The sequence below is a fragment of the Ruegeria sp. HKCCD7296 genome (genome assembly GCF_013110775.1).
Taxonomy (GTDB): domain Bacteria; phylum Pseudomonadota; class Alphaproteobacteria; order Rhodobacterales; family Rhodobacteraceae; genus Ruegeria.
The window spans coordinates 140735-165179 of record NZ_WVRF01000009.1 but is presented as its reverse complement, the minus strand read 5'-3'; the positions used below and the strand labels follow the sequence as shown (position 1 = coordinate 165179).

22 protein-coding genes and 1 pseudogene are annotated in these 24445 nt (G+C 55.0%); 6 read left to right on the top strand and 17 right to left on the bottom strand.

What is annotated here, in order from left to right; genetic code table 11:
* Together GS632_RS13870 and istB are read left to right on the top strand one after the other, a co-directional pair.
* Positions 1-896 (top strand): annotated as a pseudogene (locus GS632_RS13870) (IS21 family transposase); the annotation flags it as partial.
* A complete protein-coding gene (istB, locus tag GS632_RS13865; RefSeq protein WP_171182000.1) occupies positions 829-1557 on the top strand; it encodes an IS21-like element helper ATPase IstB in 729 nt (242 codons plus the stop codon). The pseudogene GS632_RS13870 and the gene istB, both read left to right, overlap by 68 nt.
* Before the next feature lie 423 nt (positions 1558-1980).
* Here the strand turns inward: istB and GS632_RS13860 are convergent, their stop codons facing one another.
* From GS632_RS13860 to GS632_RS13840, 5 genes are read right to left on the bottom strand one after another with little or no spacing between them, the layout of a single operon-like run.
* Positions 1981-2526, bottom strand: coding sequence for a YdeI family protein (locus tag GS632_RS13860; RefSeq protein WP_171722161.1), 546 nt, complete (start codon positions 2524-2526; stop codon positions 1981-1983).
* A gap of 21 nt (positions 2527-2547) precedes the next feature.
* Positions 2548-4041: a cryptochrome/photolyase family protein gene (locus GS632_RS13855; protein ID WP_171722160.1), complete on the bottom strand. Its 1494-nt coding sequence runs from the start codon at positions 4039-4041 to the stop codon at positions 2548-2550.
* A 3-nt stretch (positions 4042-4044) separates the two neighbouring features.
* On the bottom strand, positions 4045-5289 hold the full coding sequence (locus GS632_RS13850; RefSeq protein ID WP_171722159.1) for an FAD-binding domain-containing protein: 1245 nt from the start codon (positions 5287-5289) through the stop codon (positions 4045-4047).
* Positions 5286-5417: a DUF2256 domain-containing protein gene (locus GS632_RS13845; protein ID WP_371810082.1), complete on the bottom strand. Its 132-nt coding sequence runs from the start codon at positions 5415-5417 to the stop codon at positions 5286-5288. The genes GS632_RS13850 and GS632_RS13845 overlap by 4 nt, the downstream gene beginning before the upstream one ends.
* 5 nt (positions 5418-5422) lie before the next feature.
* Positions 5423-6934, bottom strand: a complete 1512-nt coding sequence (locus GS632_RS13840) for an FAD-binding domain-containing protein (RefSeq protein WP_371810081.1) — start codon at positions 6932-6934, stop codon at positions 5423-5425.
* A gap of 534 nt (positions 6935-7468) precedes the next feature.
* On the opposite strand from GS632_RS13840, the gene GS632_RS13835 reads away from it, so the two are divergent.
* On the top strand, positions 7469-7948 hold the full coding sequence (locus GS632_RS13835) for a thiol-disulfide oxidoreductase DCC family protein (protein ID WP_371810083.1): 480 nt from the start codon (positions 7469-7471) through the stop codon (positions 7946-7948).
* A 174-nt stretch (positions 7949-8122) separates the two neighbouring features.
* Here GS632_RS13835 and GS632_RS13830 read toward each other — a convergent pair whose 3' ends face one another.
* The 3 genes from GS632_RS13830 to GS632_RS13820 form a co-directional block, all read right to left on the bottom strand.
* Entirely contained in the window at positions 8123-9442 is a 1320-nt protein-coding gene (locus tag GS632_RS13830; protein WP_171621201.1) for an AarF/ABC1/UbiB kinase family protein, read from the bottom strand.
* A gap of 6 nt (positions 9443-9448) precedes the next feature.
* A complete protein-coding gene (locus tag GS632_RS13825) occupies positions 9449-9922 on the bottom strand; it encodes a DUF427 domain-containing protein (protein WP_171722156.1) in 474 nt (157 codons plus the stop codon).
* A gap of 188 nt (positions 9923-10110) precedes the next feature.
* The gene (locus GS632_RS13820) at positions 10111-11229 is read right to left on the bottom strand and encodes a pyridoxal phosphate-dependent aminotransferase (RefSeq protein WP_171181823.1); all 1119 of its coding nucleotides are present in this window, start codon (positions 11227-11229) and stop codon (positions 10111-10113) included.
* Positions 11230-11270: 41 nt separating this feature from the next.
* Here GS632_RS13820 and GS632_RS13815 point away from each other — a divergent pair, with 41 nt between their 5' ends.
* On the top strand, positions 11271-12026 hold the full coding sequence (locus GS632_RS13815; protein ID WP_171722155.1) for an MBL fold metallo-hydrolase: 756 nt from the start codon (positions 11271-11273) through the stop codon (positions 12024-12026).
* Positions 12027-12074: 48 nt separating this feature from the next.
* Here the strand turns inward: GS632_RS13815 and GS632_RS13810 are convergent, their stop codons facing one another.
* Complete coding sequence (locus GS632_RS13810) at positions 12075-12803, bottom strand: SDR family NAD(P)-dependent oxidoreductase (RefSeq protein ID WP_171181827.1); 729 nt, start codon at positions 12801-12803, stop codon at positions 12075-12077.
* 722 nt (positions 12804-13525) lie between these two features.
* On the opposite strand from GS632_RS13810, the gene GS632_RS13805 reads away from it, so the two are divergent.
* Positions 13526-14332, top strand: a complete 807-nt coding sequence (locus tag GS632_RS13805; RefSeq protein WP_253284473.1) for an MBL fold metallo-hydrolase — start codon at positions 13526-13528, stop codon at positions 14330-14332.
* Between the two features lie 2 nt (positions 14333-14334).
* Entirely contained in the window at positions 14335-15276 is a 942-nt protein-coding gene (locus GS632_RS13800; RefSeq protein WP_171722153.1) for an MBL fold metallo-hydrolase, read from the top strand.
* A gap of 1 nt (position 15277) precedes the next feature.
* Here the strand turns inward: GS632_RS13800 and GS632_RS13795 are convergent, their stop codons facing one another.
* The 8 genes from GS632_RS13795 to soxB all read right to left on the bottom strand — a co-directional run bounded on the left by GS632_RS13795 (position 15278) and on the right by soxB (position 24425).
* The gene (locus tag GS632_RS13795; protein WP_371810080.1) at positions 15278-16336 is read right to left on the bottom strand and encodes a YeeE/YedE family protein; all 1059 of its coding nucleotides are present in this window, start codon (positions 16334-16336) and stop codon (positions 15278-15280) included.
* 58 nt (positions 16337-16394) lie between these two features.
* Positions 16395-17618: a 5-aminolevulinate synthase gene (hemA, locus tag GS632_RS13790; protein WP_171722151.1), complete on the bottom strand. Its 1224-nt coding sequence runs from the start codon at positions 17616-17618 to the stop codon at positions 16395-16397.
* Position 17619: 1 nt separating this feature from the next.
* The gene (locus GS632_RS13785) at positions 17620-18054 is read right to left on the bottom strand and encodes a DUF302 domain-containing protein (protein WP_171722150.1); all 435 of its coding nucleotides are present in this window, start codon (positions 18052-18054) and stop codon (positions 17620-17622) included.
* 80 nt (positions 18055-18134) lie between these two features.
* Complete coding sequence (locus tag GS632_RS13780; RefSeq protein ID WP_171722149.1) at positions 18135-19397, bottom strand: NAD(P)/FAD-dependent oxidoreductase; 1263 nt, start codon at positions 19395-19397, stop codon at positions 18135-18137.
* A 24-nt stretch (positions 19398-19421) separates the two neighbouring features.
* The gene (locus GS632_RS13775; RefSeq protein WP_171181841.1) at positions 19422-20129 is read right to left on the bottom strand and encodes a c-type cytochrome; all 708 of its coding nucleotides are present in this window, start codon (positions 20127-20129) and stop codon (positions 19422-19424) included.
* Between the two features lie 2 nt (positions 20130-20131).
* Entirely contained in the window at positions 20132-21457 is a 1326-nt protein-coding gene (locus GS632_RS13770) for a c-type cytochrome (RefSeq protein ID WP_171722148.1), read from the bottom strand.
* A complete protein-coding gene (soxC, locus tag GS632_RS13765) occupies positions 21441-22703 on the bottom strand; it encodes a sulfite dehydrogenase (RefSeq protein WP_171181845.1) in 1263 nt (420 codons plus the stop codon). The genes GS632_RS13770 and soxC overlap by 17 nt, the downstream gene beginning before the upstream one ends.
* Before the next feature lie 24 nt (positions 22704-22727).
* Complete coding sequence (soxB, locus tag GS632_RS13760) at positions 22728-24425, bottom strand: thiosulfohydrolase SoxB (RefSeq protein WP_171722147.1); 1698 nt, start codon at positions 24423-24425, stop codon at positions 22728-22730.
* Positions 24426-24445: the final 20 nt, after the last annotated feature.

Genomic DNA, 24445 nt, shown 5'->3' with positions numbered 1-24445 from the left:
CATTACCTGGTCGACCCCGTGGCCTGCACGCCTGCGTCCGGTTGGGAGAAGGGCCAGGTCGAGAACCAGGTGGGGGTGATCCGGCGCCGGTTCTTCGTGCCGCGTCCGAAGTTCAAATCCTATGCCGAGCTGAACGCCTGGCTGGAAGACCGGTGCCTGGATTATGCGAGGGCGAACAAACATCCCGAGATGCGCGACAAGACCATCTGGGAGGTGTTCGAAGAAGAGCGCCCGAGCCTTGTTCCTTACGTCGGCCCTTTCGATGGATTCCATGCAGTTCCTGCATCGGTGTCCAAGACCTGCCTCGTGCGGTTCGACAAAAACCGATACTCGGTCGATGCCCGCGCCGTGGGGCGGCCGGTTGAGATCAGGGCGTATGCCGACCGGCTGGAATGCTGGCAGGACGGGCGGATCGTCGGCCAGCACGAGCGTGCCTTCGGGCGCGACAAGACCATCTTCGATCCCCTGCATTACATCCCTGTTCTGGCCCGCAAACCCGGAGCTCTGCGCAACGGGGCACCCTTCAAGGAATGGGACCTGCCGGTGCCCATCCGCCGCGTGTGGCGCAAGCTGGAACGTCGCCTGGCGGTGACCGGCAGATGGTCGACATTCTGAGCGCCGTGCTGACCGATGGCCTTGAGGCGGTAGAGGCCGCCTGTGCCGAAGCCCTGTCGCACAACGTTCATTCCGCTGGCGTCGTGCTGAACATCCTGGCCCGGCACCGTGAGCCGCCACCGCCCCTGACAATTACGACGCCGGATGCGCTGAAGCTGGCCAGCGAGCCCATTGCCGACTGCAACCGATATGACAGCTTGAGGAGAACACAGAATGGAACGATCCGACGTAATCGATGCGATGGGAAAGCTGAGGCTCTACGGAATGAGGGCCGCCTATGACGAGGTGCTGACCACCGCCGTCAAGCGCCAGCACGAGCCCCAGCGGATCATAGGGGATCTTCTGACCGCCGAGATCCGCGAGAAGCAGGCCCGCTCGGTCAAATACCAGATGACCATCGCCAAACTGCCGCTGGCCAAGGAATTGGAAGAGTTCGACTTCGAAGCCGCCGAGGTCAATGAGACCCTGATCCGCGACCTGGCCACCGGGGACTTCCTCGACCACCAACGCAACCTCGTCCTGATCGGCGGCACAGGCACCGGCAAAACCCATCTCGCCGTCAGCATCGCCAGGACGTGCATCCGGGCAGGTCGCCGCGGGCGGTTCTTCAACGTGGTCGATCTGGTGAACAAACTTGATGCCGAGGCCCGCGCCGAGCGACAAGGTCGGACCGCTGACCTCATCTCCCGCCTCGACTTCCTGATCCTCGATGAACTGGGCTATCTGCCCTTCGCCCAGACCGGCGGTCAATTGCTGTTCCACCTGATCAGCAAGCTCTACGAACGCACATCCATCATCGTCACCACCAACCTGGCCTTCGGCGAATGGCCCAGTGTCTTCGGCGATGCCAAGATGACAACTGCGCTGCTCGACCGGCTCACACACCACTGCGAGATCGTCGAGACCGGCAACGAAAGCTGGCGCTTCAAGAACCGCGCATAGCGCCAATCCGAAACCCCGCAGGCCCGCCGCCGCTGCGCTATATGAGGGCTACGCAGCGCCGGGCCTGCTCAGCACAACCGGGGTCAATATTGGATGCCGATAGGGGGTCAATGTTCAATGCCGATTGACAGCCGCCACGAAAACGGGTGCTAGAACAAACGCTGCCAAGACTCAGAAAACATGACGCAAGCCGACGAACGCATCATCGCGACCAACGTCCACTTCTATGATTGACATCTCCGCCAAGCCTCCAGGTGAGTAGGCTTCGAACTTGGACTGTGGTTCTGCAAATACGAAAGTACATTGCGTAAGCAAACGGCGACTTCCGAGGCGGCTGATCTAAACCATAATTTTGGCTGCATTGCTCCGTTTCGATACGAAAGCTCAAGCTCCGATTGGGAACCCAGAACAGACCTGACGGCGCTACATTTGCTGCATTCTTTCACCAGCGTGCGTGGTTGCGACCGTCTTATTGATCCGCCTTTGGCGCGTTGTTGGGTTCTTTGCGACCTTAATCCACCGCAGGACGTTGCGTCGGTAAGACGGGGGCAATTGCTCCCATTTATCTAGGTCCAATTCAACTGATAAATCATCTGGAACGATCAGGGCATCGACGTCGTCAAAAAAATTCCAAAGCCCGAACGCTTTACTGGCTTGTATAGAAGCCTCTCCTGCGGGGTGCATTAAGCCGTTTTGCCTGAGGCGCTCTGCTCTGTCCTTGTAACTTTTAGACCACGCTTGTTGTTTTCGCGGGCTGATAAGTTGCGCCGTCCGGTCTTTGTCGACTGTAAATCGTCTTCCATCAATCCAACCATGCGCAATAAGCGCATCCAGCACCTCGTCCCGACTGACATATTTCTGTGGATGTGCGGCCTTCCACGTGATCAGTCGGACGCTCTCACGCTGGGCAAAATGCGTGCTCAGCCAGTCCCAAAGCTGATCACTGGATACGACCTCAATATCAGTCATGCGCCACCGCAGAGTTCATGCTCATTCCATCCGTCTCAGAAAGGCTTCAGCCGTCGATACATGCTTGGTCTTGACCTCTGGCGACATCCGTTCGGCCGTACGGCACATCATCGCCCATCGCGGATTGCCAGCAAGTTTATCACTGTGTTTCAGGATAAAGCGCCAATAAAGCCCGTCCCATACATCGGCCCATGGCCCCTTGCTCCAGTGGCTCATTTTGCGAACATAGTTTGAACCCGAAAAGTACGGTTTGGTGGTGATCAACCCACCATCGGCATGCTGGCTCATCGCGTAGGCATTGGGAACCATAACCCAATCATAGCTGTCGACGAACATTTCCATGAACCAGCGATAGACATCGTCGGGATCAATCTCGCACAGAAACATGAAACCGCCCAGAACCATGAGACGTTCAATATGGTGGCAATACCCTGTCCTAAGCACCCTTTTGATCGTGTCGTCCAGCGGATCAATACCAGTGGTTCCGTCGTAAAAAGCACGGGGTATGGCGCGGTGATGACCCCAATGATTTGTCGTTCGCATTGGCACACCCAGGCTTTCATAGGTCGCACGCATAAACTCACGCCAGCCAATAATCTGGCGGATAAAACCTTCTACCGAATTCAGGGGAATGCCCTTGCGACCCGCATGCGCCAGGGCAGCATCCAAAACGTGTTTCGGTGTCAACAATCCAATGTTCAAAGCAGGTGTGAGAACGGCATGCCACAGCCAGTTTTTGCCCTCAACAATGGCGTCTTCATAGTCGCCAAAACGTTCGAAACGCCGTTCAAGAAACTGCGCCAGCCAGTCGGAAGCAGCTTTGTGTGATGTCGGGTAATACAGCGTATCCAAGCTGCCCAATGCATCTGGAAACTCAGCAAGAACGCTTGCTTTTGCGGCTTCATCAACGGCGTCATGGGCGGGCCAATCGATCCATGGCAGGCTATTCAACAGCGCTTTGGGCACTTTTTTGCGGTTCTCTTCGTCAAAGCTCCATTGTCCGCCGGTTGGTTGATCGCCTTCCATCAACACATTCAGACGGCGACGTTGGCTTTTGTAGAACTCTGCCATGAACCAGCGTTTGCGACCGGCAGACAAATCCAGATTGTCGGCTTGCGTGTTCAAAAACCCAGGCGATGTCAGGATATCGAGCGTGATGTTGGTTTTGGCGGCCGCCGCCCGTATTCGTCGTTCAGCAATGAAATCTACTGGATCAGCCATGATCAATTGGCTGACACCACGGTCACGCAGGCTTTGAAACAGGCGCAGGCATGCGCCCGGCTGCCGCTCAAAGGGCCATATCGCTGCATCAAATCCTCTGGCGATCAAGCTATCGCGATAGCGCGCCATAGAGGCACGGTGCAGCCACAGCTTTTGCTTGTGCATCTTGGCCGGATAACACGCATCGCCAAAAAACAACGGGTCTTCGAAAAGAACAACAATGTCTGGTCGGGCGACCAGACCCGGGTGTTGGGCAAACAATTGATTGGGAAGCAGAAGAGCGGCAGTGGACACGGGCTATGGCCTTGGTTGGCTGGCCAGGTTCAATTGGCCCAAAAGCGACGGAATCTTCTTTCGAAGACCAAAGAATCCGGCCTTTGCATGAGGCCATGTCAAAGCGTCGTAAGGTCGTATTATCCGGTTCAAAGACAGGCCAGCGTCCCTCAATAGGGGTTCCGCACGATCCAATCGTGACCGAGTGGGACCGACAGGCGCATAGGCTGTCGCAATGGTTTTGACACCGGCATTCCGTGCTGCCTCGATCAACGGACCACTCCAGTCCTCGGCGGATTGCAGGCGCTTTCCGTGAGGTTCCAGGGCGCTGTTCATCGCGCCTTCGGCAAAATCCGTTACGGCGCCTGCAATCGGGTTCGGAGACCGGCCACGCGTCGCCAAAAGTCCAATCGCGGCAGCAGGCGATGTTGGCATTAAGCGCGCGGCGGACAGATCATCCTCGATCAACAGCATAAGGTAAGGGCCCTCTGGGGGCTTTTGCGGCGTCGAAAGCGGAATGAGCGGGTGTTCTGCTGTCTCGGTCAGAGGTTCCGCAAATTTGGCGAGGCCTTTTGGTTGAAACCGTCCGTCGGTGTATTTGGCTATATTGTCCGGACGCGCGAGGTAGGTTTTGCCTTTCGTGTGCAATCCGCCAACCCATCGCCAACTCAGCGTGTTCGACGCGGGATCGCCATCCAGCAAATGCCGCAAAAAGAAATCCGCGCCAAGCTGCCAGGGTATGCGGAGTGTAAAAATCCAGATGGATGCAAACCACATTCGCGCATGGTTATGAAGGTAGCCGGTCGTCACCAGTTCCCGTGCCCAATGATCGAAACAGTCGATGCCGGTATTGCCATTCACTGCATCGTTGAAACGGTTGTCCAGGCCCGCATCATTTGCCAGCCTCTCACAAGCGTTCAACAGATCCCGCTGATACTGTGCCCAGACGCTGGGCCGCTGTTCCAGCCAGCCCTTGAAGTATGTGCGCCAGAACACTTCTTGTACGAACTTCTCCGCCGCGTCGGAATTATGGGACGCTAGTACAGTTGCCAGTAGCTCTTGTTCCGTTATTAAACGGTGGCGCAGCCAAGGTGACAAACCCGATACATTGCTGCGCTGATCGGTCCCAAAATCGTAGTTCCGCTTACCTGCATAATGACGACCGGCGCGTCCCACGAACTGCTTCAACCTTTTAAGGCCATGGGTTCGTGTGGGCTTGAAACTGAACGTCTCTTTCGCTTCTGCAAGTTCGGGAAAAATCTCGGTCATGCGGCCGACCTGCATTTCTTCGAGCAGTATTTCACTTGATCCCAAACGTTTTCCCATTTCTTGCGCCAGGTGAAAGGGCGCTGGCAGACCGGGTAGATTTTCTGGGGCAAATCGGCTTTCTTCCGCATCCTCATCATTTGTCCCCCAAAGGCAGGCCGAGTTGCTCTTGATCCTGAGACGACCGCGCATCTTTGCGAGCAGTCCGCCTGGTCTTTCGACTCGCGTGTTTTGTCGCGATGTCGCGCGCTTCCGAGCGAAATGCCGCACTTCGGCGGACACCCCACACCCGCTCGCGCGCGGCTTTGGCTGCTGCGAGATGGTCAAAAATACGCTCTGGATAATGCGCTCCGATGATGTGTTTCCCGTCCGGGGCTTTCCAGGGTTCGTGGATATGCCGATCCGCAACATTGGCCAGTTCCGGCAACCATGTCCGAATGAAAACCCCTTGTGGGTCCTGATCATAGCCCTGCTTAACTGGATTATAGATGCGCACGGTATTGATGCCGGTGGTGCCTGATTGCATTTGCACCTGGTTCCAATGAATGCCCGGCTCATAGTCGGTAAACATGCGCGCCAAATGCTGGCCGGGGGCTCTCCAATCCAGCCAAAGATGATAGCTCGCAGTCGCCATCACCATTGCGCGCATCCGAAAATTGAGCCACCCCGTTGCTTGCAACGACCGCATGCATGCGTCCAAAAACGGATATCCCGTTTCGCCTTTGGACCAAGCAGCCAAAAGCGCGCCTTCTGGCGCTTTTGGTCGAAGCCCGTCGTAGAGCCGATGCAGATTTTCAAACTCAATTCGAGGCTCATCCTCGAGTTTCTGAATGAAATGGCAATGCCAATGCAATCGGCCCGAAAACGAGCGAAGCGATTTGCGCCAGTCCTTTGCTTGCGGCGGCAGTCTGCGTCTTTGCCTTTCAGTCGCTTGCGATACCTCGCGCATCGAAAGCGCGCCCCAAGCCAAGTGGGGCGACAGCCGCGAACACGTGACGGCCCCCGCCAAGGGGCTGGACATTTGGCGTTGGTATCTTTTGCCACGGCGGGTCAGAAAACTGTTCAGCCGTTCCAAACCCGCAGCTCGTCCCCCGACCTGACGACCAACGCACAGATCATCCCGCAAGCCGAGATCGCGCGCCGTGGGAATATACCCCGGTTCTATGTCGATAGGCTCTAGCGCAACTGGTGACGAAACGGGCAATGCCATAAACTTGTCCCAACCTTCCGCCCAGCCGTCGCGAGACTTGAGCCTGCGAAAAACGCCGTGGTTCTGCACTTCGTGCCACTGCACACCATGATCCCTGCACCATGCCGCGACCTGACGGTCCCGCTGATACGTCCAACAATTTCCTGTTTCCTCGTGTGACCAAAGAGCGTCGACCAGACCGCGATCCTTCAACTCGGACAGGACCGACACAATTTGCCCGGTGCGCACAACAAGAGGCTGGCCAAGTTCCCCAAGGTCTTGTCGCAGTCCCGCAATTGTCTCAGCAACAAAGTTCCACTGCCGAGTTGACGCGTCGGGTTGCTGCCAAAGCTCTGGTTCAACAACATAGAGCGGCACAACTGGCCCGGCCTCGGACGCTTGCGCCAGTGCCGGGTGATCATTTACCCGTAAATCCCGTTTGAACCAAACGACCTGCACGAAACCTCCGTTTTTCAAATATTGTACGCATGGCCGCAAACAATGGATCTTTGTTCCAATCTCCTCCGCATTTCGCTGTTGACGTGGCATTTGCACAGACGCAATTGGCCTTAGGCACTTGAAGGTCGGAAGTTGCCGCGAACTCACTGATGAGAGCTTGGCCAGGAGTACGGGACCTAGGCAAACGTGAAATCGAATAGTGACGGCTCCGAGCTCTAAAACACCAAGCAAAGAAACGGGTTAGCCAAACTCTACTTTGTTCGAACGTCTGATTTCTGAGCACACGTTAAAGAGACCACCCCGACGAACTTTACGCTGCAAAGCAGCGTCGGCATTCTTGGCAGTGCACCCCAAACCATTCACCCCCAGATCACTGCAAACGAGAGAAAGCAATATTCAAACAGAACCATCTTGTTTGCGCGTCCAAAGCGTTAAGTTTGGCTGACAGCATCCTTAGTTGCGGCTTCATAACGCACCTGAGTGCAGCTGGTGACCCCTCGTTTCTTCGGTTTTTGCGCTAGCTCTTGCGAACGTATGGGCGAAACCCAAGAGACAAGGCCAAACAAAATGTACAATTCGGATAATGATGAGGTTGCGCTCACATCTGATGATGCCGGTCAATCTCTTACTACGGTGTACTACGACGGATCTTGCCCACTTTGCTCCGTTGAGATCAGGCACTATGCTTCTTGCGAGGGCGCTGAACGTGTGCGGTTCGTTGACGTTTCAAAATCCAATGCTCTTATTGATGCAAATCTAACGCGGCAAGAAGCAATGGATCGATTCACTGTGCGTCGACCAGATGGAGAACTTGTATCCGGTGCGCGCGGGTTCACGGAACTCTGGGGCACTTTACCCAAATGGCGTTGGCTAGCACGTGTGGCAAGCATTCCGGGGGTAACGCCTCTGCTAGAGCTTGCATACCGGATTTTCCTGCCCCTAAGGCCGACGTTTTCGAGGATCGCGTATCGGGTCGGAGCGGAGCCGGTTAACAGGACGGGTTCGTCGACGTGATCAACTTACACGATGGTCATTTCTAAAGCCGGGTTTGGTTCGTCAAAGGGGTTCTCGAACCCGAGCCTGGCAACATTCGCATCGCACTTGCGCATTGTTTTGGGTTGGTCGCGCATATCGGTGACACTGGTTTGTAATTGTTCGGCTTGCTGGTTTGGAGTAAATTGTGGTCGTTCAGATGACGTACTTTTCAAGAAGCGTCTTCACGGGAAGCGAGGCGTTTAATCGCGTGGCTAATAAGAACATACCCCCAATCTTTCGCTGAAGGTAAAGAATGTCCATTGGCAGCTGGGGCGGGATATACCCGGCCGCGGCCAGGGCCATACTTTCTTTGTTCAGGTGGTTGGAGAGCGTTCGATCAGAAAAATCAAATTCATTCGCGGATAGGATTGCGTCAAAAACGCTGCGGATCATTCCAAGGATTCGGTCGTCAAATGGGCCATCACCTTCAATAAGCTTCAGTTGTATGGCAGCCTTACGAAGCGCCGCACCGTCTTCAAGCAAACCGGCGCGCAACAGATCCACATATCCATCTATTGCAGATGGTTGCAGTGCGCGTGCCGCGCCAAAATCCAAGAGACTGATTTTTCCATTGGATGGGTTGTATCGGTAGTTGGCAAAATTCGGATCGCTTTGCATGATCCCGAACTCGAAAACCTCGCGCAGCGTGAGCTGGACCAAGGCTTCTGAGACTCGATTGCGGTCCTCGCTGGTCGCATCACCCACGGCTTCGATAGGGCGACCTTCCAGAAAGGACATCGTTAGAACTTCTGGCGTGCTCCAATCTGGATAGAACTCCGGGATTTCAAACGCTTCATCATTCTGCAAGAGGTCAGCAAAGTGGCGCAGGTGCTGTCCCTCGCGTTCATAATCGGTTTCTTCATGCAGTTGACTTCGCGCCTCTTGGATATACGGATCCAGATCAAAGCTCTTGGGAAGCAAACCTGACATGCGAACCAGAGTCGCGACATTGGCCACATCGCTGTCGATACTACGAGCTATTCCCGGATACTGCACTTTGATCGCCACATCGCGCCCGTCTTTCAATGTCGCACGATGTACTTGCCCGATACTCGCTGCCGCTATGGGCCTTACATCGAAGGCTTGGAAGGATTTTCGCCAATCTGGACCCCAGGCTCGGTTCAGGACGTCACGCAATTGTTTCGGCGGCATGAAATGCGCCTGATCTCGCAGTCGCGCCATGATGTCAGCCAGTTCAGACGGCAAGACCTCACCTGCATCCATCGAAATCAACTGACCCACCTTCATCGCGGCCCCACGCATACGCGCAAGCTGATCCGCAACGCGTGTCACGTTGCCGGGTGTCATCAGCAAACCACGCATATCGGGTCGCGCACCGCGACCGATCTCTCTTAGCGCGCGGACTGCCACGTTCCCCGCAATGCCTGCCGTCATGCCGCTCAAACCGGCAACACGGACCAAACGGCTTGTAGGAACAGCCAAAGGGGAAGGCGAGGTTTTAGGGTCGGTCATCAATACTCACCAAAATTCCGTTCCCGGAGCACCTTTGATGCGACCCTTCAAGTTTTCGGTGACCCAGCCTCCATAGAAGTCCCCGGGTTGTGGGATCACCCGGTACTCACCAACAAAACAAGCGTCCATAAGTCCGGCGTAAAAGGCGAGATAGCCCTTAATCTGTTCAAATCTGGTGGTTGGTGCAGCATAACTCCACGCAGCTTTCTTTGCCGCGGCCGCCCCGCTCTGAACGTCCCAGTAGCTCGCAACACCCTTCCACTCGCAGTACGATTTACCCGAGGTCTTTGTCAGAACGGCATCAATGTCTTGCGGCGGCATATAATACGTAGGGGCGTGATGGGTTTCGACAACCTGAAACGCCTGATCGGTCTCCACGATGGTTTGACCGCCGAGTTCGATCCGCACCCGATGGGGTACAGCCCGTAGCGCAGGTGGTCGCGGATAGTCTTGGACGTTTTCAGTTGTCCAACCTGTCATTTCGAACCTTGGTTATGAATCGGTTGTTCCATCTTCGAACTAGCGCGCGACCAACGCTATTCTAGCAGAAAAGCTGTCAGCACATGGCGGGTGAACTTGCACCACAATTGAGCTTAGTATCAGCTTTGAGCGGACGGCATTTTTTGACCGGCGTTGCAGACCGAGAAACCGAAATGTGCGTCTTATGTCTACCAGTTCGCCAACAGTTCGCCCATGCGCTCTAGGCCAAGGTCAAGGTTGGCAGCAGCCCCTCCCCCCACACCCAGTCGGATGTGGTTTTGCATCCCGTAAGACGAGCCCGGCAAAAGAAATGTCCGATAGGGATCGGCGAGCAAGCGTTTGGCAAAAACATCGCCATCAATCCCGTCGAGCCGTGCCAATCCAATCAATCCAGCCTGAGGTTTGACCCAATTCAGGCGGGGCTGATCGGCAACATACCGATCAAGGCTTTCCAGTGTCTCAATCCCTGCTGCCCGCGCAGTTTTTATAGCCTGATTGTATCGGTCAGGCCGCAGGGCAATTTCGGCAATAACTTCGCCGAGAATATTCATAATCTCGCTAGAGTTTTCCCGCAGAACAATAGCGTCCCAAATCAGATCAGGATCACGGCATATCATCCAGCCGGTGCGCAGCCCTTGAAGACCCAATGCCTTGGAAACGCTGCCCGTCGTGATACCCCTAGGATACAAACCGGCGATCGAAGGGGCGCGAGACCCGTCCCACTCCAATCCCGCGTAAACCTCGTCAACAACCAGCCAAGCGCCGACGCGATCTGCAATTTGGACAAGCCTTTCCAGCTCTGCTTGTGTCATCAACTGCCCGGTGGGGTTATTGGGGTTGGTTATAAAGATGAGCCGCGTGCGCGCTGTTACTGCGGACTCAACTTCGTCTAGCGGCAATACCCAACCAGAGCTTTCTTCTCGGTCGACAACTTTTAGCGTCGCGCCAACTGCCTCTGCCAATACGCCCGCTTGTGGCCAGCCCGGGCGTTCCGTTACGACTTCGTCGCCCGGTTGGACCAATTGCATGAATGCAAGATAATTGGCTTCTGCTGCGCCAGCGGTGATCAGGACGTCGTCTGGCTTGCAAACATCAGACAAGCCAGCGCGGTCCAAGACATGTCGTCGTAAAGCAGGCAGACCCCGAAAGCTCTTTTGGTTCCAATCCAACGGCAGCGCTGGATCCAGCGCATCCATGAACTCACCCAAAAGCGGCGACGCGGACAAGGAAAACCCAATGAAGGCATCTGGATCCGCTTCTGTGGTATCCAGTAGGTATTGAAAAAGTGTGTGTATCTTGACTTTCATGCTCTACTCAAAATCCTTTTAGTCAATCCGGGAGAGAGTCTGTGCAAGCAAAGGGATTTGTCAAAGGGCGACCGATTGACCTAGCAGTTTTGGACTACGGTCTGTTCAAGGTCCATTCCACTGGCCGTATCATAGGGATCTGCGGGTTTCTCATTCGGACAGATTTGGGAGAAGCTATACTCATCGACACTGGATTTCCCGAAAAATACGCGACCGATACCGACGCCGCAGTCAAAGAAGATCGATTGTACGAGTTCGGCGAGGTCTTGAAGTGTGAACCAGACAACCTGCCAAGCGCACAACTGGCAAAACTCGGGCTTACTCCGTCAGACATTACACTACAGATTTGTACGCACACCCACATCGACCACATCGGCGCTTTGGGCGACTTTCCAAGCAGTCCAATTCTTATCTCTGCTGCGGAGCGAGCCTTACCCCGCCCGTTGTACTGGGGCGATATGCGGCCTTTGGAATGGCCCGATCAGGATTACCTGGTTGTTGATGACGACGTAGAGATTGCGCCAGGTATCTTCGTTTTGATGGCACCCGGTCATGCGCCTGGCCAGATCGCGGTAATGGTCGATCTTCCGTCAGGGACGGTTTTACTAACCAGTGATGCGATTTCCCGACCAACAGAAATCGACGAGAAGTTTGCCGGGTCTTGGGACGAGGATTCAGCGATTGCCAGCGCAGACAGGTTGATGCGTCTGGCATCCGAGCGAGATGCCTTTGTAATTTACGGGCATTGTCCAAAGCAGTGGCCCGTTCTGAAGAAAGCTCCAGAAGTCTACCGTTGATCCCAAGCTGTGGACCATTTTCCCAAAAAGTGATGTCGCACCTCAGAGTTATCTGACGTCGCGCCCTTGGTTCAGAACAATCACATTTCCACTGGAAACGTCACCAGCCGGCGAAATGAGAAAACCAACCCAAGAGGCGATTTGCTCAGGTAGCATCGCGCGACCATGCGGCATGGCACTAACGGCTTTCTCCAAGACGTCCTTGGTTAAGACATTGAACAACGGTGTCTCAGTCATGGCAGGAGCCAGCGAATTTACGCAGATTTTTTCATGTGCATATCGACGGGCGAGGTCTTTCGTTAGGGTATCCATCGCAGCCTTTGACGCCCGGTAATGGGGAGGGTCGAACACATCGAAATTGTAAGCTCCATTCGATGAGATGTTTACAATCTTCTTGACGCCTTCGCGTTCCAACATCAACTGAACCGCCTGCTGGCAACAATTGAATGCAGAGTTAAAGTTGATTGCCATCTGCTGTTCGAGTTCTTCGGGCAGAATGTGCGGGAAGTCAGACATGAAGCAGGTGCCCGCGTTGTTTACCAAAGCATCTAGACCACCATACTCTGACCTAATTCCATCAAACGTATGAGCGATAGCAATGGGATCCGTTAAGTCAACGCAGATAGGCGTGAAATCCGAACCTAACTCCGCTGCCATTTCACCTAGGCCCTCCTCGTTGAGATCCAGTCCAAACACGTGGAACCCATCTGCCCGCAGTTGTCGGCAGATGGCCTGACCCATCCCTCCTGCAGCGCCGGTCACAACCGCTGTTTTCATAGTCAGCACTCCCACATTGGCATGATTTTGGGTACTTCGAATTAAAGAAGGAAACTCACAACCCTTTTATCCGAAAGCCGCAAAAGTCAATTGTGCTTGAATTCAGTGCATTTCCGTTTTGGGCTCAAGCTAGACTTCGCAAAGTCCGCTTTCTACGCATCGCAGACCTTCGCGAGAATCCAAGGTTCCTTAAGGAGGCCCTTTGCGGCATCGAGCAACGCACAGGACCATAACCGCAACGACTACGCCAAAACTGATTCAATTCACCGCTAAGGCAGACAATCACGCAGCGCAAAACTATGGACAAACTACGCAAACTTATGGGGTGCACGAAGTGTTATGTGCAAACCCACAAGCGTGTAGGATGCCGCGAACGCGTTCGCGTCGCTTCTCAAAATCATTTACAAATTTTGCGCGCAGCAACCCAAAGAAATTCGCACCGATTGCCCAACACAATTCGCGATCCAATCTCGCTTGTGAGCTCCTAAGGGAGAGACCAAAAGCTGATCTGCAAAGCGCCCCCGCCCGCAGATAGCTTGGCGAAATTCCATCCATCTGCATCTTTATTCATTTACAAATCAAAACATTCATTTTATTGATTGTGTATGAATGGAGATGCATTTTCACGACGCAGATTCTTGTATAGCGCCGCTTGTATCGCAGCGCTTGGAGTACAATCCAGGTTCGTGAGGGCAGAGTTACAACTCGGTGCTTCGGCTCGCATGACAACCATATCAGACGGGTACCTGTCCTTGCCTCCGGATATGGTCTTTGGCGCCATGCCGCAGGCAGAACTCAGGCAGCTTTTGGACAACTACAAGGTGGACGCGACCAAATACGAGCCAGAGTGCAACGTGGCGCTTTATCGAGATGATCAAAACACGGTGCTGTTCGATGTGGGAGCTGGGCCAGATTTCATGCCCACTTCTGGTAAGCTTCTGGAAGCTCTTGAAACAACCAACCTGTCGCCCGAAGACATCTCGCACGTGATCTTCACCCATGCGCACCCGGATCACATTTGGGGCGTTTTGGATGATTTCGACGACCTTCTGTTCCCGAACGCCACGCATCACTTTGGCCGTAAGGAGTGGGATTATTGGTGGAACCCCTCAACAGTGGATACCATTGGAGAAGATCGCGCTGCGTTCGCAGTAGGCGCAAAGCGGCGTATGGCAGCAATTGAGAATCAGGTCGCGTTCTTTGACGACGGGCAAGAGATCCTTCCCGGTATCGCCGCGCGCGCAAGCTATGGACACACGCCCGGTCACATGGCGTTTGAAATTCGCAGCAGCAGTGAATCCGTGATGGTTGTCGGCGACGCGTTGGGAAATCCACACGTAGCTTTTGAACGCCCCGACTGGCCCGGCGGGACGGATCAGGATCCACAGGCGGCCGCAGCAACTCGGAATTCGTTGCTGGATCAGATTTCCCACGAGCAAATGAAAACAATTGGTTTCCACCTGCCGAACGGTGGAATCGGCCGGGTCGAGAAGACTGGGTCTGCTTATAAGTTCATTGGAGAACCATAAAGATGCGATCGCTGGCGATTGTCTTGGCCCTGGGCACACAAGCTTGGGCAAGCGAGGATATTGCAGACCAATACCCTAAAAGTGTGCTGTATTCCAAACCGGTCGAATACATCCCCGGCGTCTATTCCGCCATTGGTGCAACCGCACCGCCGACCTACGAGAACTCTGGTCATAACAACAATCTCAGTTTTATCGTAACCGGGGAGGGCGTGGTCGTCATAAACGGCGGCGCGGCCTATGTGCTTGCTGAAGCGCTTCACCAAGAAATTCAGGCAATCACGGATCAGCCGGTTAAGCTTGTCTTTAACGAGAATGGTCAGGGGCACGCGATGCTTGGCAACGCATACTGGTCAGAGCTCGGCATTCCGATCATCGCCCATTCGGATGCTGCGGCTGAATTCGAGGAATATGGCCCTCAGATCCTTGAGGGAATGCAACGGTACAATCAGGACAAAGCGGCAGGAACCGTCCTGACAGGCCCAACCGAGACATTCGAGGATGAATACGTTGTTGAAATGGGTGATTTCCGGATTGAGGCCAAATATCTCGGGCCGGCCCATAGCCCCGGTGATATATCGGTTTGGCTGCCGAACCAAAGCCTTGTCATCGCGGGTGACATGGCGTTTCACGAGCGAATGCTGCCGATCTTTCAAGAGACCTATACTGCGGATTGGCTTGAGACCTGGGACAACGAGTTCGAAGCTTTGGGAGCCACATTTGTCATCCCCGGCCACGGCCATCCGACGAACATGGATCAGGTGCGCCGTTATACACGCGACTACCTGATCTACCTGCGCGGCAAGATCAAAGAGCATATGGATGCCGGCGGTGATCTGGCCGAGGCTTACTATGTCGATCAATCACCTTTCGCCCATTTGGACACGTTTGAGGAACTGGCGACAAAAAATGCCGGTCGGGTATTTGAACAAATGGAATTCGAATAATTCAGGACGTTTGAAGAACAGGTATTCGCCTCAATAACTTATGCGTGCTGATCGCTCCGACCCACATGAAGAAAACGGCAAGCCACGCCGTCAATGACAGGGCGGACCCTCCCGAAAGCCCTGCGCCCACGGCGCAACCTCCGGCCAGCATGGCTCCAAACCCCATGAAAACAGCTCCAGCAAGGTAGCGTTCCATCGGAGTATCAGGGCCAAAACGTTCGATCTTCCACTCCCCTGCAGTTAGGGCTGAGCCTGCGGCACCGATTGCTACGCCTGGAACAAGGCCGATACCGAAGGACAAAACGACGTTCCTCTCCGCAACCAACGCCATTAGTGTATCCGTGGCCGGTCCGGTAAATGTGACTGACGACACGGGCACGACGTCAAAAGATGCTTGCGCGATCGCAAATGTCATCAACCAGCCAAGCGCCACCGCCAAACCAACGCCGGCGGCTGTTATGATCCTGATAGGCGCAACGCGCCGGTGGAACGCAAATGCAATTGCCGAAACCAACCCCAAAGCTGCAACGGCTGTATAGGCCACTGGTGAAAATCCAAGTATTTCTGAAAGATCTCTCGAGGCGCCTCCTGAGACAGTCCAGATCCCGGATAGCAATTCGCGGGCAGGACTAAGAACGCCGGTGTAAGCAGCCTGAGCCACTAAGGTTAAAACCAATCCTGTAATCAGGGCGCGCAGATTACCGCAGGAGGCCAATACCAACAGGCGAGATGCACACCCACGCGCCAGAACCATACCAACGCCGAACATCGCCCCACCAATTATTGCTCCGCTAAGGCTGCCCGTCGACGCGATCGCGCGTGTCTCGGAAAGGTTCAACCACTTAAACGCGACAAAGGCCTGTACTAAGGTGAGCGCTGCGGTGAAGGCGATCAGCCAAACCGCCAGGCGAGGACCCAGCTCGCCTTCAGCGACTTCGACGGTCGACGCTCGCAAACAAAAGTGAGACTTCTGGGCCGTCACGCCGAATAGGATACCAACAAGCGCACCGGCTAATGCCAAAGCGCCAGGGTCTCCCAACAAATCGATGAGCCTTTCCATCAACAGAAACTCTCACTTCGTTGCTTGCGCGTCCTTGTCTTCGGTCAAGCTGTCATTGTCATTGCGCGGCCATTGGCCTGCGGGCCAATTGACATTGCGTCCATAACTCACCCAAGGCAGATACCAGTCGATCCACGTCTTCGGAGGAATGCACTGGGGAAGGTGTAATCCGCAGACGTTCCGTTCCCTTGGGAACGGTTGGATAGTTGATCGGCTGGATGTAAATTCCATAGTCACGCATCAGCACGTCAGAGATGAAGCGGCACTTGACCGGATCGCCGACCATGACCGGAATGATGTGACTTGGGTTCGGTGTATGCCGAATACCCAAATCGTCTAGCCTGTCTCGTACCTCGCGCACGCGCTGCTGGTGCAAATGTCGTTCCGAATTGCTTTGCTTCAGGTGCCGAACCGAAGCGGCAGCTCCTGCGGCCACGGCAGGAGGCAATGCAGTGGTGAAGATAAAACCACTGGCAAAGGATCGGACAAAATCCACCAGCTCTTTCGACGCCGCGATGTATCCACCAACTACGCCGAACGCCTTGCCCAATGTCCCCTCAATGACGGTTAGCCGATCCATCAGGCCTTCGCGCTCAGCTATGCCTCCGCCGCGCGGCCCATAAAGCCCAACCGCGTGAACCTCATCCAAATAGGTCATCGCGCCATAGCGATCCGCCAGATCACAGATCTCGGCAATTGGTGCAATGTCGCCATCCATGGAATAGACGCTTTCGAACGCAATGAGCTTCGGTGCATTGGCAGGCAATTCAGCAAGGTGCCTTTCAAGGTCCGCCACGTCGTTGTGTTTCCAGATACGCTTCTGGCACCGACTGTGGCGAATGCCCTCGATCATCGAGGCATGGTTCAACTCGTCAGACAGGACTGTGATGCCAGGAATGCGAGACGCCAAGGTTCCCAAAGCAGCCCAGTTCGAGACGTACCCGGAGGTGAACAGCAATGCAGCGTCCTTGCCGTGTAAGTCAGCAAGCTCCTGCTCGAGCAAAACATGCTGGTGGGTGGTTCCAGAGATATTCCGCGTTCCGCCTGCCCCGGCACCACACTCATCGATCACCTTGTGCATTGCTGCAATAACACTGGGGTGCTGACCCATCCCCAGATAATCATTAGAGCACCATACAGTGACTTTCTCGGGACCATTTTCCGCGTAGCTACGCGCTGTCGGGAACGCGCCACACTGCCTTTCGAGATCCGCAAAGACCCGGTAGTTCCCTTCCTCTTGAAGCTGGTCGAGTTGACCACGAAAAAACTGCTGGTAGTTCATTTCAGTTCCCAACGGCTTCTTCTACGATCCCGGACAACAGGGTCTGAACCTTTTGCATTGGTCCATCAGGATAGCTTCGGTATCCAACCATCACACCATTGTCGTCTTCGGCTACAAAAATCCCATAGGGGCAGAAGCCAATATTCATTGGGTCGGCCTCCATGACCTCGCGCGAAACTTTTGCCGAGCAGAAAATGAAGATATCCGCGGCCGCGAATATTTGCTTGTCGCTGCCAACATCTGCGCCTGTTCGATTCAGCATTTCCCCAACATGGCTCACATAGTCGATGACCAGTCCCTGTCCCACAATCGCGGACTCGACTGCAAATGTCGCGTCATCAAAACTACCGTCGAAGGGGGTAGTGATGATCTCTTCTGCAAGCCCTTGGCTCGCCAGAACAGTGGAAAACGCGGCTGCGGCGATAAAGTGTTTCATGGTTTAAGTCCTCCTCCTGAACCGCATTTTCTCAGATTGATCATCGGGGTCTTTGACACCGGTCAAAGCCCCCGATTGCCTCAACCAAACATGTCCGACGTGATACCGGCGTACCAACCAAGAGACTCTTCGTAAGTTGCTTTCCTGAGGTCGGCATCTTCTCCGGTCTGGCTAATAAAGCCGTCAACTTTGGCAATCTTCTCAGGTGTCGCCTCGTAGGTTGCGCCAACCTTAACGCCATCGTTGGTATCGATCAGCGACCAACATGTGTTCGAGAACTTGGCCGGGAATACTTTAGACCCGGTCAACGCACCTCGCACGGCGTTCGCGCATACTTTTGCCTGACTGTTTGCCGAAAAACCGGATTTCGGCATGTCGCCCTGCTGGCTGGCGTCACCAAGAACATATATGTCCGGATCGGCTTTGGAGGACATGTCCGCAGCGTTTACTGGTGCCCAGTTGCCGTCGGTTACTCCTGCCATTTCCGCAATGCGGCCGGCTTTCATCGCTGGGATTACATTGCAGACATCGACCTTTGTCTCTTCGCCGTCGATGGTCACCGTCATTGCATCCGGATTCACGGATACATTGCCACCGCCAAAATCTTCGCCGATCCAGTCAACCATTCCTTCATAGTTGTTTCCCCAGCCTTCTTGGAACAACGCCATTTTCGAGAACTTTGGCTTCGGGTCGGCCACAATGATCTTTGCTGTCGGATTATTCTTCTTCAAAACATGCGCAACCATCGAAATCCGCTCATATGGCCCGGGCGGGCAACGGAAGGGGTTAGGAGGAGCGACCATCGCGAAGGTACCACCTTCAGGCATTGCCATGATTTGCGCTTTCAAAAGCTCTGTCTGAGAACCGGCCTTGTAAGCGTGCGGCATCTTATTCTGGGCCGAGACGTCCCAGCCCTCGACCGCTCCATCTACAAAGTCGATACCCGGGCTTAGGATCAGCTTGTCATAGGGAATTGACCCGCCACCCGCCAAGGAAACCGTCTTGGCATCGCGGTCGACCCCAGTGGCCCAATCATGCACAACGTTGATACCGTAGTTCGCGGCAAGCGTGCCATAGCTGTGGGCGATGTCCGATAGCTCCTGAAAACCTCCCAGATAAAGATTTGAGAAGAAACAGGTGTAGTAGGTCCGAGACGGCTCGATCAGCGTCACGTCGACCTCTCCTTTGCTGTCCTTTGCGATGTACCGCGCGGCAGTTGCACCGCCCGCACCGCCACCAACAACCACTACTCGGGGCTTGCCTTGAGCCAGCACCATCGGAGCAGATAGCCCGGCGGCCACGACCCCGGCGGCTCCAAGAAATACTCGTCTATTGAGTGTCATCGCGTTTCCTCCCCTTAGGCACTTTCACTCTGGATTATTGAAGTATGCGGCCAATGCCGCGATCTCGTCATTGCTCAGCCGCCCGGCGATCATTTGCATGACTGGATGTGGCCGCTGTTTGTCCTTGTAAGCGTGCATAGCGACTACGAAGTCTTCGTCAGGCCAATACACAATCGAAGGAATGCCCTCATCGCCTCCTTCGATCTGGTGGCATGTTGTACATTCGCTGCTGAGATATGCGCCGTACTCAGGATCTCCTTGTATCGCCAGAATCGCGGGATCGATCGAATGATCCGTTCCTTTCGCCGTTGGGTCCGCTTCTGGGATGTCCTGAGGATTGTCAGAAAACGCCCGCAAATAGGCGACCACGTTGGCTCGGTCTTCCGGGTCCTTCAAACCGCGAAAACTCATCCTCGTGCCTGACGCAAATGCGCGTGGATTTTCGATGTAGGCGGACAGTGTGTCAGCGTGCCATTCCAGACCCGAGTTGCCCGCGCGCACAAGGCTCTTGGAGTAGTTGAAACCCTCCAGTCCTGCGGCCTTACGCCCAAAAACACCGTTCAAGTGCGGCCCGATTTTGTTTTCGGCTCCTTCGCCGACCTGATGGCAGCCTTGGCATTGGGCGAACACCACTTTCCCTGCTTCCGCGTCGCCAAGGTCTTCTGTTGCGTGGGTCGATGGAGCGATCGAAACCAATACCGTTGCGCAGGTTAAAAGGAACGACCACCGCATGATCAGCTTCCGAACGACTTTAGGTAGACGATCACAGCTTCAATATCGTCTGGTTTCTTAAGCCCGGCGAAAGACATGCGCGTGCCTTTCATGTAGTCTTTGGGTTTTGTCAGGAAGGCCGCCATTTCTTCATCAGTCCAAATGAGACCTGTCTCGGCCGCAGCGTTCATAGCTTTGGAGTATTTGAAACCTTCTACCGACCCTGCGTTGGACCCAATAATTCCGTTCAACGCTGGTCCCGTGCTATGCTTTGCACCTTCACCGACCTGATGGCAGGACTTACACTTCTTGAAGACCTTTTCTCCGGCGGCGAGAAGGTCCGCTGATTGGTCAGACTCTTCGATTTCCTGAACAGCCAGTGTTGCGGCGGCCTCTTCCTCAGGCTTTGGCGCTGCGGCTGGAATGAACGAGGGCCCTTCCGCCGTGAACGTCGGCAACCCGTCCGCGCTGGCTTCATTCATGACCGAATTCGAACCGCCTTCTGGTGGCGTCTCAACCAGAAAGACAGAACGCATAGTAACCGATGCCTCTGTTTTGCAGTTCACCATGCAAGGCTCTTCTCGCCATTCCGCGTATTCCGTCTCGGGTCGAACATCGACAACAAAACCGTCCATATTGTACATCTCGAAATCGGCGAAGTTTTCGTTGCTGAGAACGAAATCGTCATCCACCAGATCATTGGAATAAAGGATGTAGGCGACAATTGCGTATGTCTCGTCCGCTGTCAGCGTGCCCGCTTCACCAAACGGCATCGACCGAGAAATGTAATCCCAGGCGGTGGACAAATGCGGCCAATAGGACCCAACGGTTTTTACAGGATCTTCATCTGCAAGTGTATCGAAACCACCTGCCAGAACAGGCCAATTGTCGGCACCTTCGGCAAACTCGCCGTGACAAGACGCGCAACGGTCGACAAACACTTCTTCTCCGGTCCAGACATCGCCTGATCCAACCGGCAAGCCACGCCCGTCGGGCAAGACGTCAACGTCCCATGCCGCGATCTCTTCCTCCAGAGCAGGACGTCCAAGCCCATAAGTGCCATCCTGGCTGGGCGCGGGTGCGGTCAGGTTCATCCCGGTTGCGACCCGCTCGGCCGCCGCTGTCTGGATTTCTTCAACCTTGGCCACCAGTTCGGCAGCCCGGCTGGCCTCTGCTTGCGCGTTTTCCTGGGCTTTCGCTGCGTGCGCCTCAACCTGGCTGATCCGGGTTTCCAGGGTTTCTATCTGCGATTGGCCGTAATTCCGGTTCGCAATAGCCACAGCCGCCGCAAGCACCAACGCTGTGCCGCCAAATACGGGCAGGAAAACATGACTAAGAGACTTCGACATTCTCAGCGATCCCTTCTGCGCTCACGTACCAAGTCTGGATACAGTTGTTGTGGTAGACCGAGTTCTCTCCGCGCTTTTCGCGCAGTTGGTCTTTGGTCGGCTGAACATAGCCGGTTTCGTCTATCGCCCGGGCCTGCAAAAGCATTGGTGCTCCGTCCCAGTTCGTGTCGAGATAGAAGCGCGTCAAAGCCTTGCTGTCGCCCTGCTTGCCAAGACGCGCTGTCTCCCAGGTAATCCCACCGTCCTTGGACACATCAACCCGCGAAATTTGCCCGTGGCCTGACCAGGCAAGCCCGGAAATGACCAAGGGTCCCGGTCCGTGTTTGATGGGCATTTGCGGGCTGGGTGAAGTAATGACGGATTTTGCATCCATCACCCAAGTCCATTTCTGGGCTGTGCCATCGGCGTAGACATCGGTGTACTTTGATGTTTCTTCACGGCTTTCGACCGCCATATCGACGACTTCGATCCGGCGCAGCCACTTGACCCACATGTTGCCTTCCCAGCCAGGAACAACCAGTCGCACAGGATATCCGTGCTCCATGCGCAGCGCTTCACCATTTGCCTTGAAAGCCACCAACACGTCATCCAGTGCTTTTTCCATCGGGATGGAGCGGCCATTGGATGACGCGTCTGCGCCTTCAACATAGACCCATTTGTCGGGTGAGATATCAGCGCCTGCTTCCTGCAACAGCGTCCGCAGCGGAACGCCGGTGTATTCCATGTTGTGAATCATGCCGTGGGTGAACTGGACGCCATTGAGTTGAGCACCAGCCCACTCCATACCGGTGTTCGCCGCACATTCGCAGAAATACACATGGTTTTCGCGCGGGAACCGCTCGATGTCGTCGTAAGTAAATACAAGCGGGCGATCGACCAGCCCGTTGATCATCAGACGATAATCCTCCTTGCGCAACTCGATCGCGCCCGAGTGATGACGCTCAAATGCGCAACCTTGCGGAGTGATCGTGCCATCAAGCGCGTGGATTGGTGTAAAGTTGATCGACGAAATCGGAGAGGCGGTCAGCCATTCCACGTTGCGGCGCACAACATGGGATTCAAAACTGATCGGCATGCCATAAGGTGACTCATCGACACCGGCACCTGTGTAAGACGCCCAATCCTGCAGCTCTGTTATCAGAGGATCGGGCGTGTCTGCCACTGCCGCACCCGCAACTGATCCTGCGGCGACCGCTGCACTGCCTTTCAGGAAGGCCCGGCGGGACGGTTTGAACGCGTCATCCATATCTCTTAGGTCTCCATCTGTTTCTTAAGCACCGACAACATCGACACTGGTGTTCTCTTGCACCGTTACGGTGCCAAGGTTGCGAATGTGGCTTTCGACGACATCCCAGATCGGCGGGCCTTCAGTGCCTTCGTTGACACTGGCCCAACCAGCCACGACGTAGGTTTTCGACGGATCAATCGCTTCACCCGTTTTGAGCAGGGTCATTTCGCTGATCCGCTGCCCTTGTGGTTTGGTCACATCGATGCGGTAGCCAAGCCCACCGACACGGACCATATCGCCGCCCTGCTGATAGTAGGGATCGGGATTGAACAGGTTGTCACCGACATCCTCAAGGATCACATGGATGAATTCGCCCGTCATTTCTGTGCGATAGGCATTGGGATACGACATCGATGTGACGTTCCAGACGTCTTCACGCGTGATGTCCTGCCCCGGCAGGATTGAGGGTCCCCAACGGACGCCAGGCGACATCGCGATGTCTGCCTCACGCTCTTTGATCAGGGCATCGCAAATCAGGTCATCCCAGGTGCCGTTGAAATTGCCGCGGCGGTAGAGCAACGAATCCGTTTTGCCAATCACCTCACTCAGCGCAGCCTCGTGAGGCGCGCGCTGATCATTTATCAGAGCAGTGATCGCAGGATCAGGAGCGATGACGTCCGAGAAGATCGGGATCAGCTTGTGCTTCAGCCCCATCATCTGCCCGTCCCTCACATCAAGATCCACTCGGCTGACGAATTTGCCGTTCGAGCCAGACGCGATGATATGCGTTTTACCGACCAGAACCGGCTCGGGCAGCGCGTCATGCGTGTGACCGCTGAGGATCACGTCGATCCCTTGCACCCGACCTGCCATCTTCTTGTCCACGTCAAAGCCATTGTGGCTGAGGACGACAACGACATCGGCACCGGCATCGCGAACCTCGTCCACCATGGCCTGCATGTTTTCATCCCGGATACCGAATGAATATTCTGGGAACATCCAGCCTGGGTTCGCGATTGGCATGTAAGGAAACGCTTGCCCGATCACGGCGACCTTTGCACCGCCCCGATCAAAAAACTTATAGGGTTGGAACAATTCTGCAGGTTCGTCCCATTCGGCATCAAAGATGTTCTGACCCAAGGCCGCAAAGGGCAAACCTTCGACGATTTCGTTAACCCTGTCGCTGCCCAACGTGAACTCCCAATGGAAGGTCATAGCATCGGGTTTCAGAGCGTTCATGACATTGACCATGTCCTGACCGGCCGTCTGATAGCAGGTGTAAGAACCGTGCCATGTATCGCCCCCGTCCAATAAAAGGGCATCAGGACGGTCGGCACGAATGGCGTTGATGACAGTTGAGACCCGGTCCAATCCACCGACCCGACCGTAGGTCCTGGCCAGCGCAGAGAAATCATTGTAGGTCAGCGCATAGGCCGACGGGCTTCCATCTTCGATCCCGTAGGCCTTGCGGAACGCCGCCCCTGTGACATGCGGCATCTGTCCTCGCGCATCGCCAATACCCAAGTTTATCTCAGGTTCACGGAAATAGATCGGCTTGAGTTGCGCGTGGATGTCGGTGACATGGATCAGGCTGATATTGCCGAAGGTCTCGAACTCCAGCAGTTGATCCTGCGTGAGGCTTTGCTGCGCAGCAACCTTGGCCCAGTTGCCAAACCCGGACGCCCCATACAGAGCCGAGGCTGCCATTGAAACCTGCAAGAAGTCACGTCGAGAAATCATCTATCAGCTTTCCTATAACA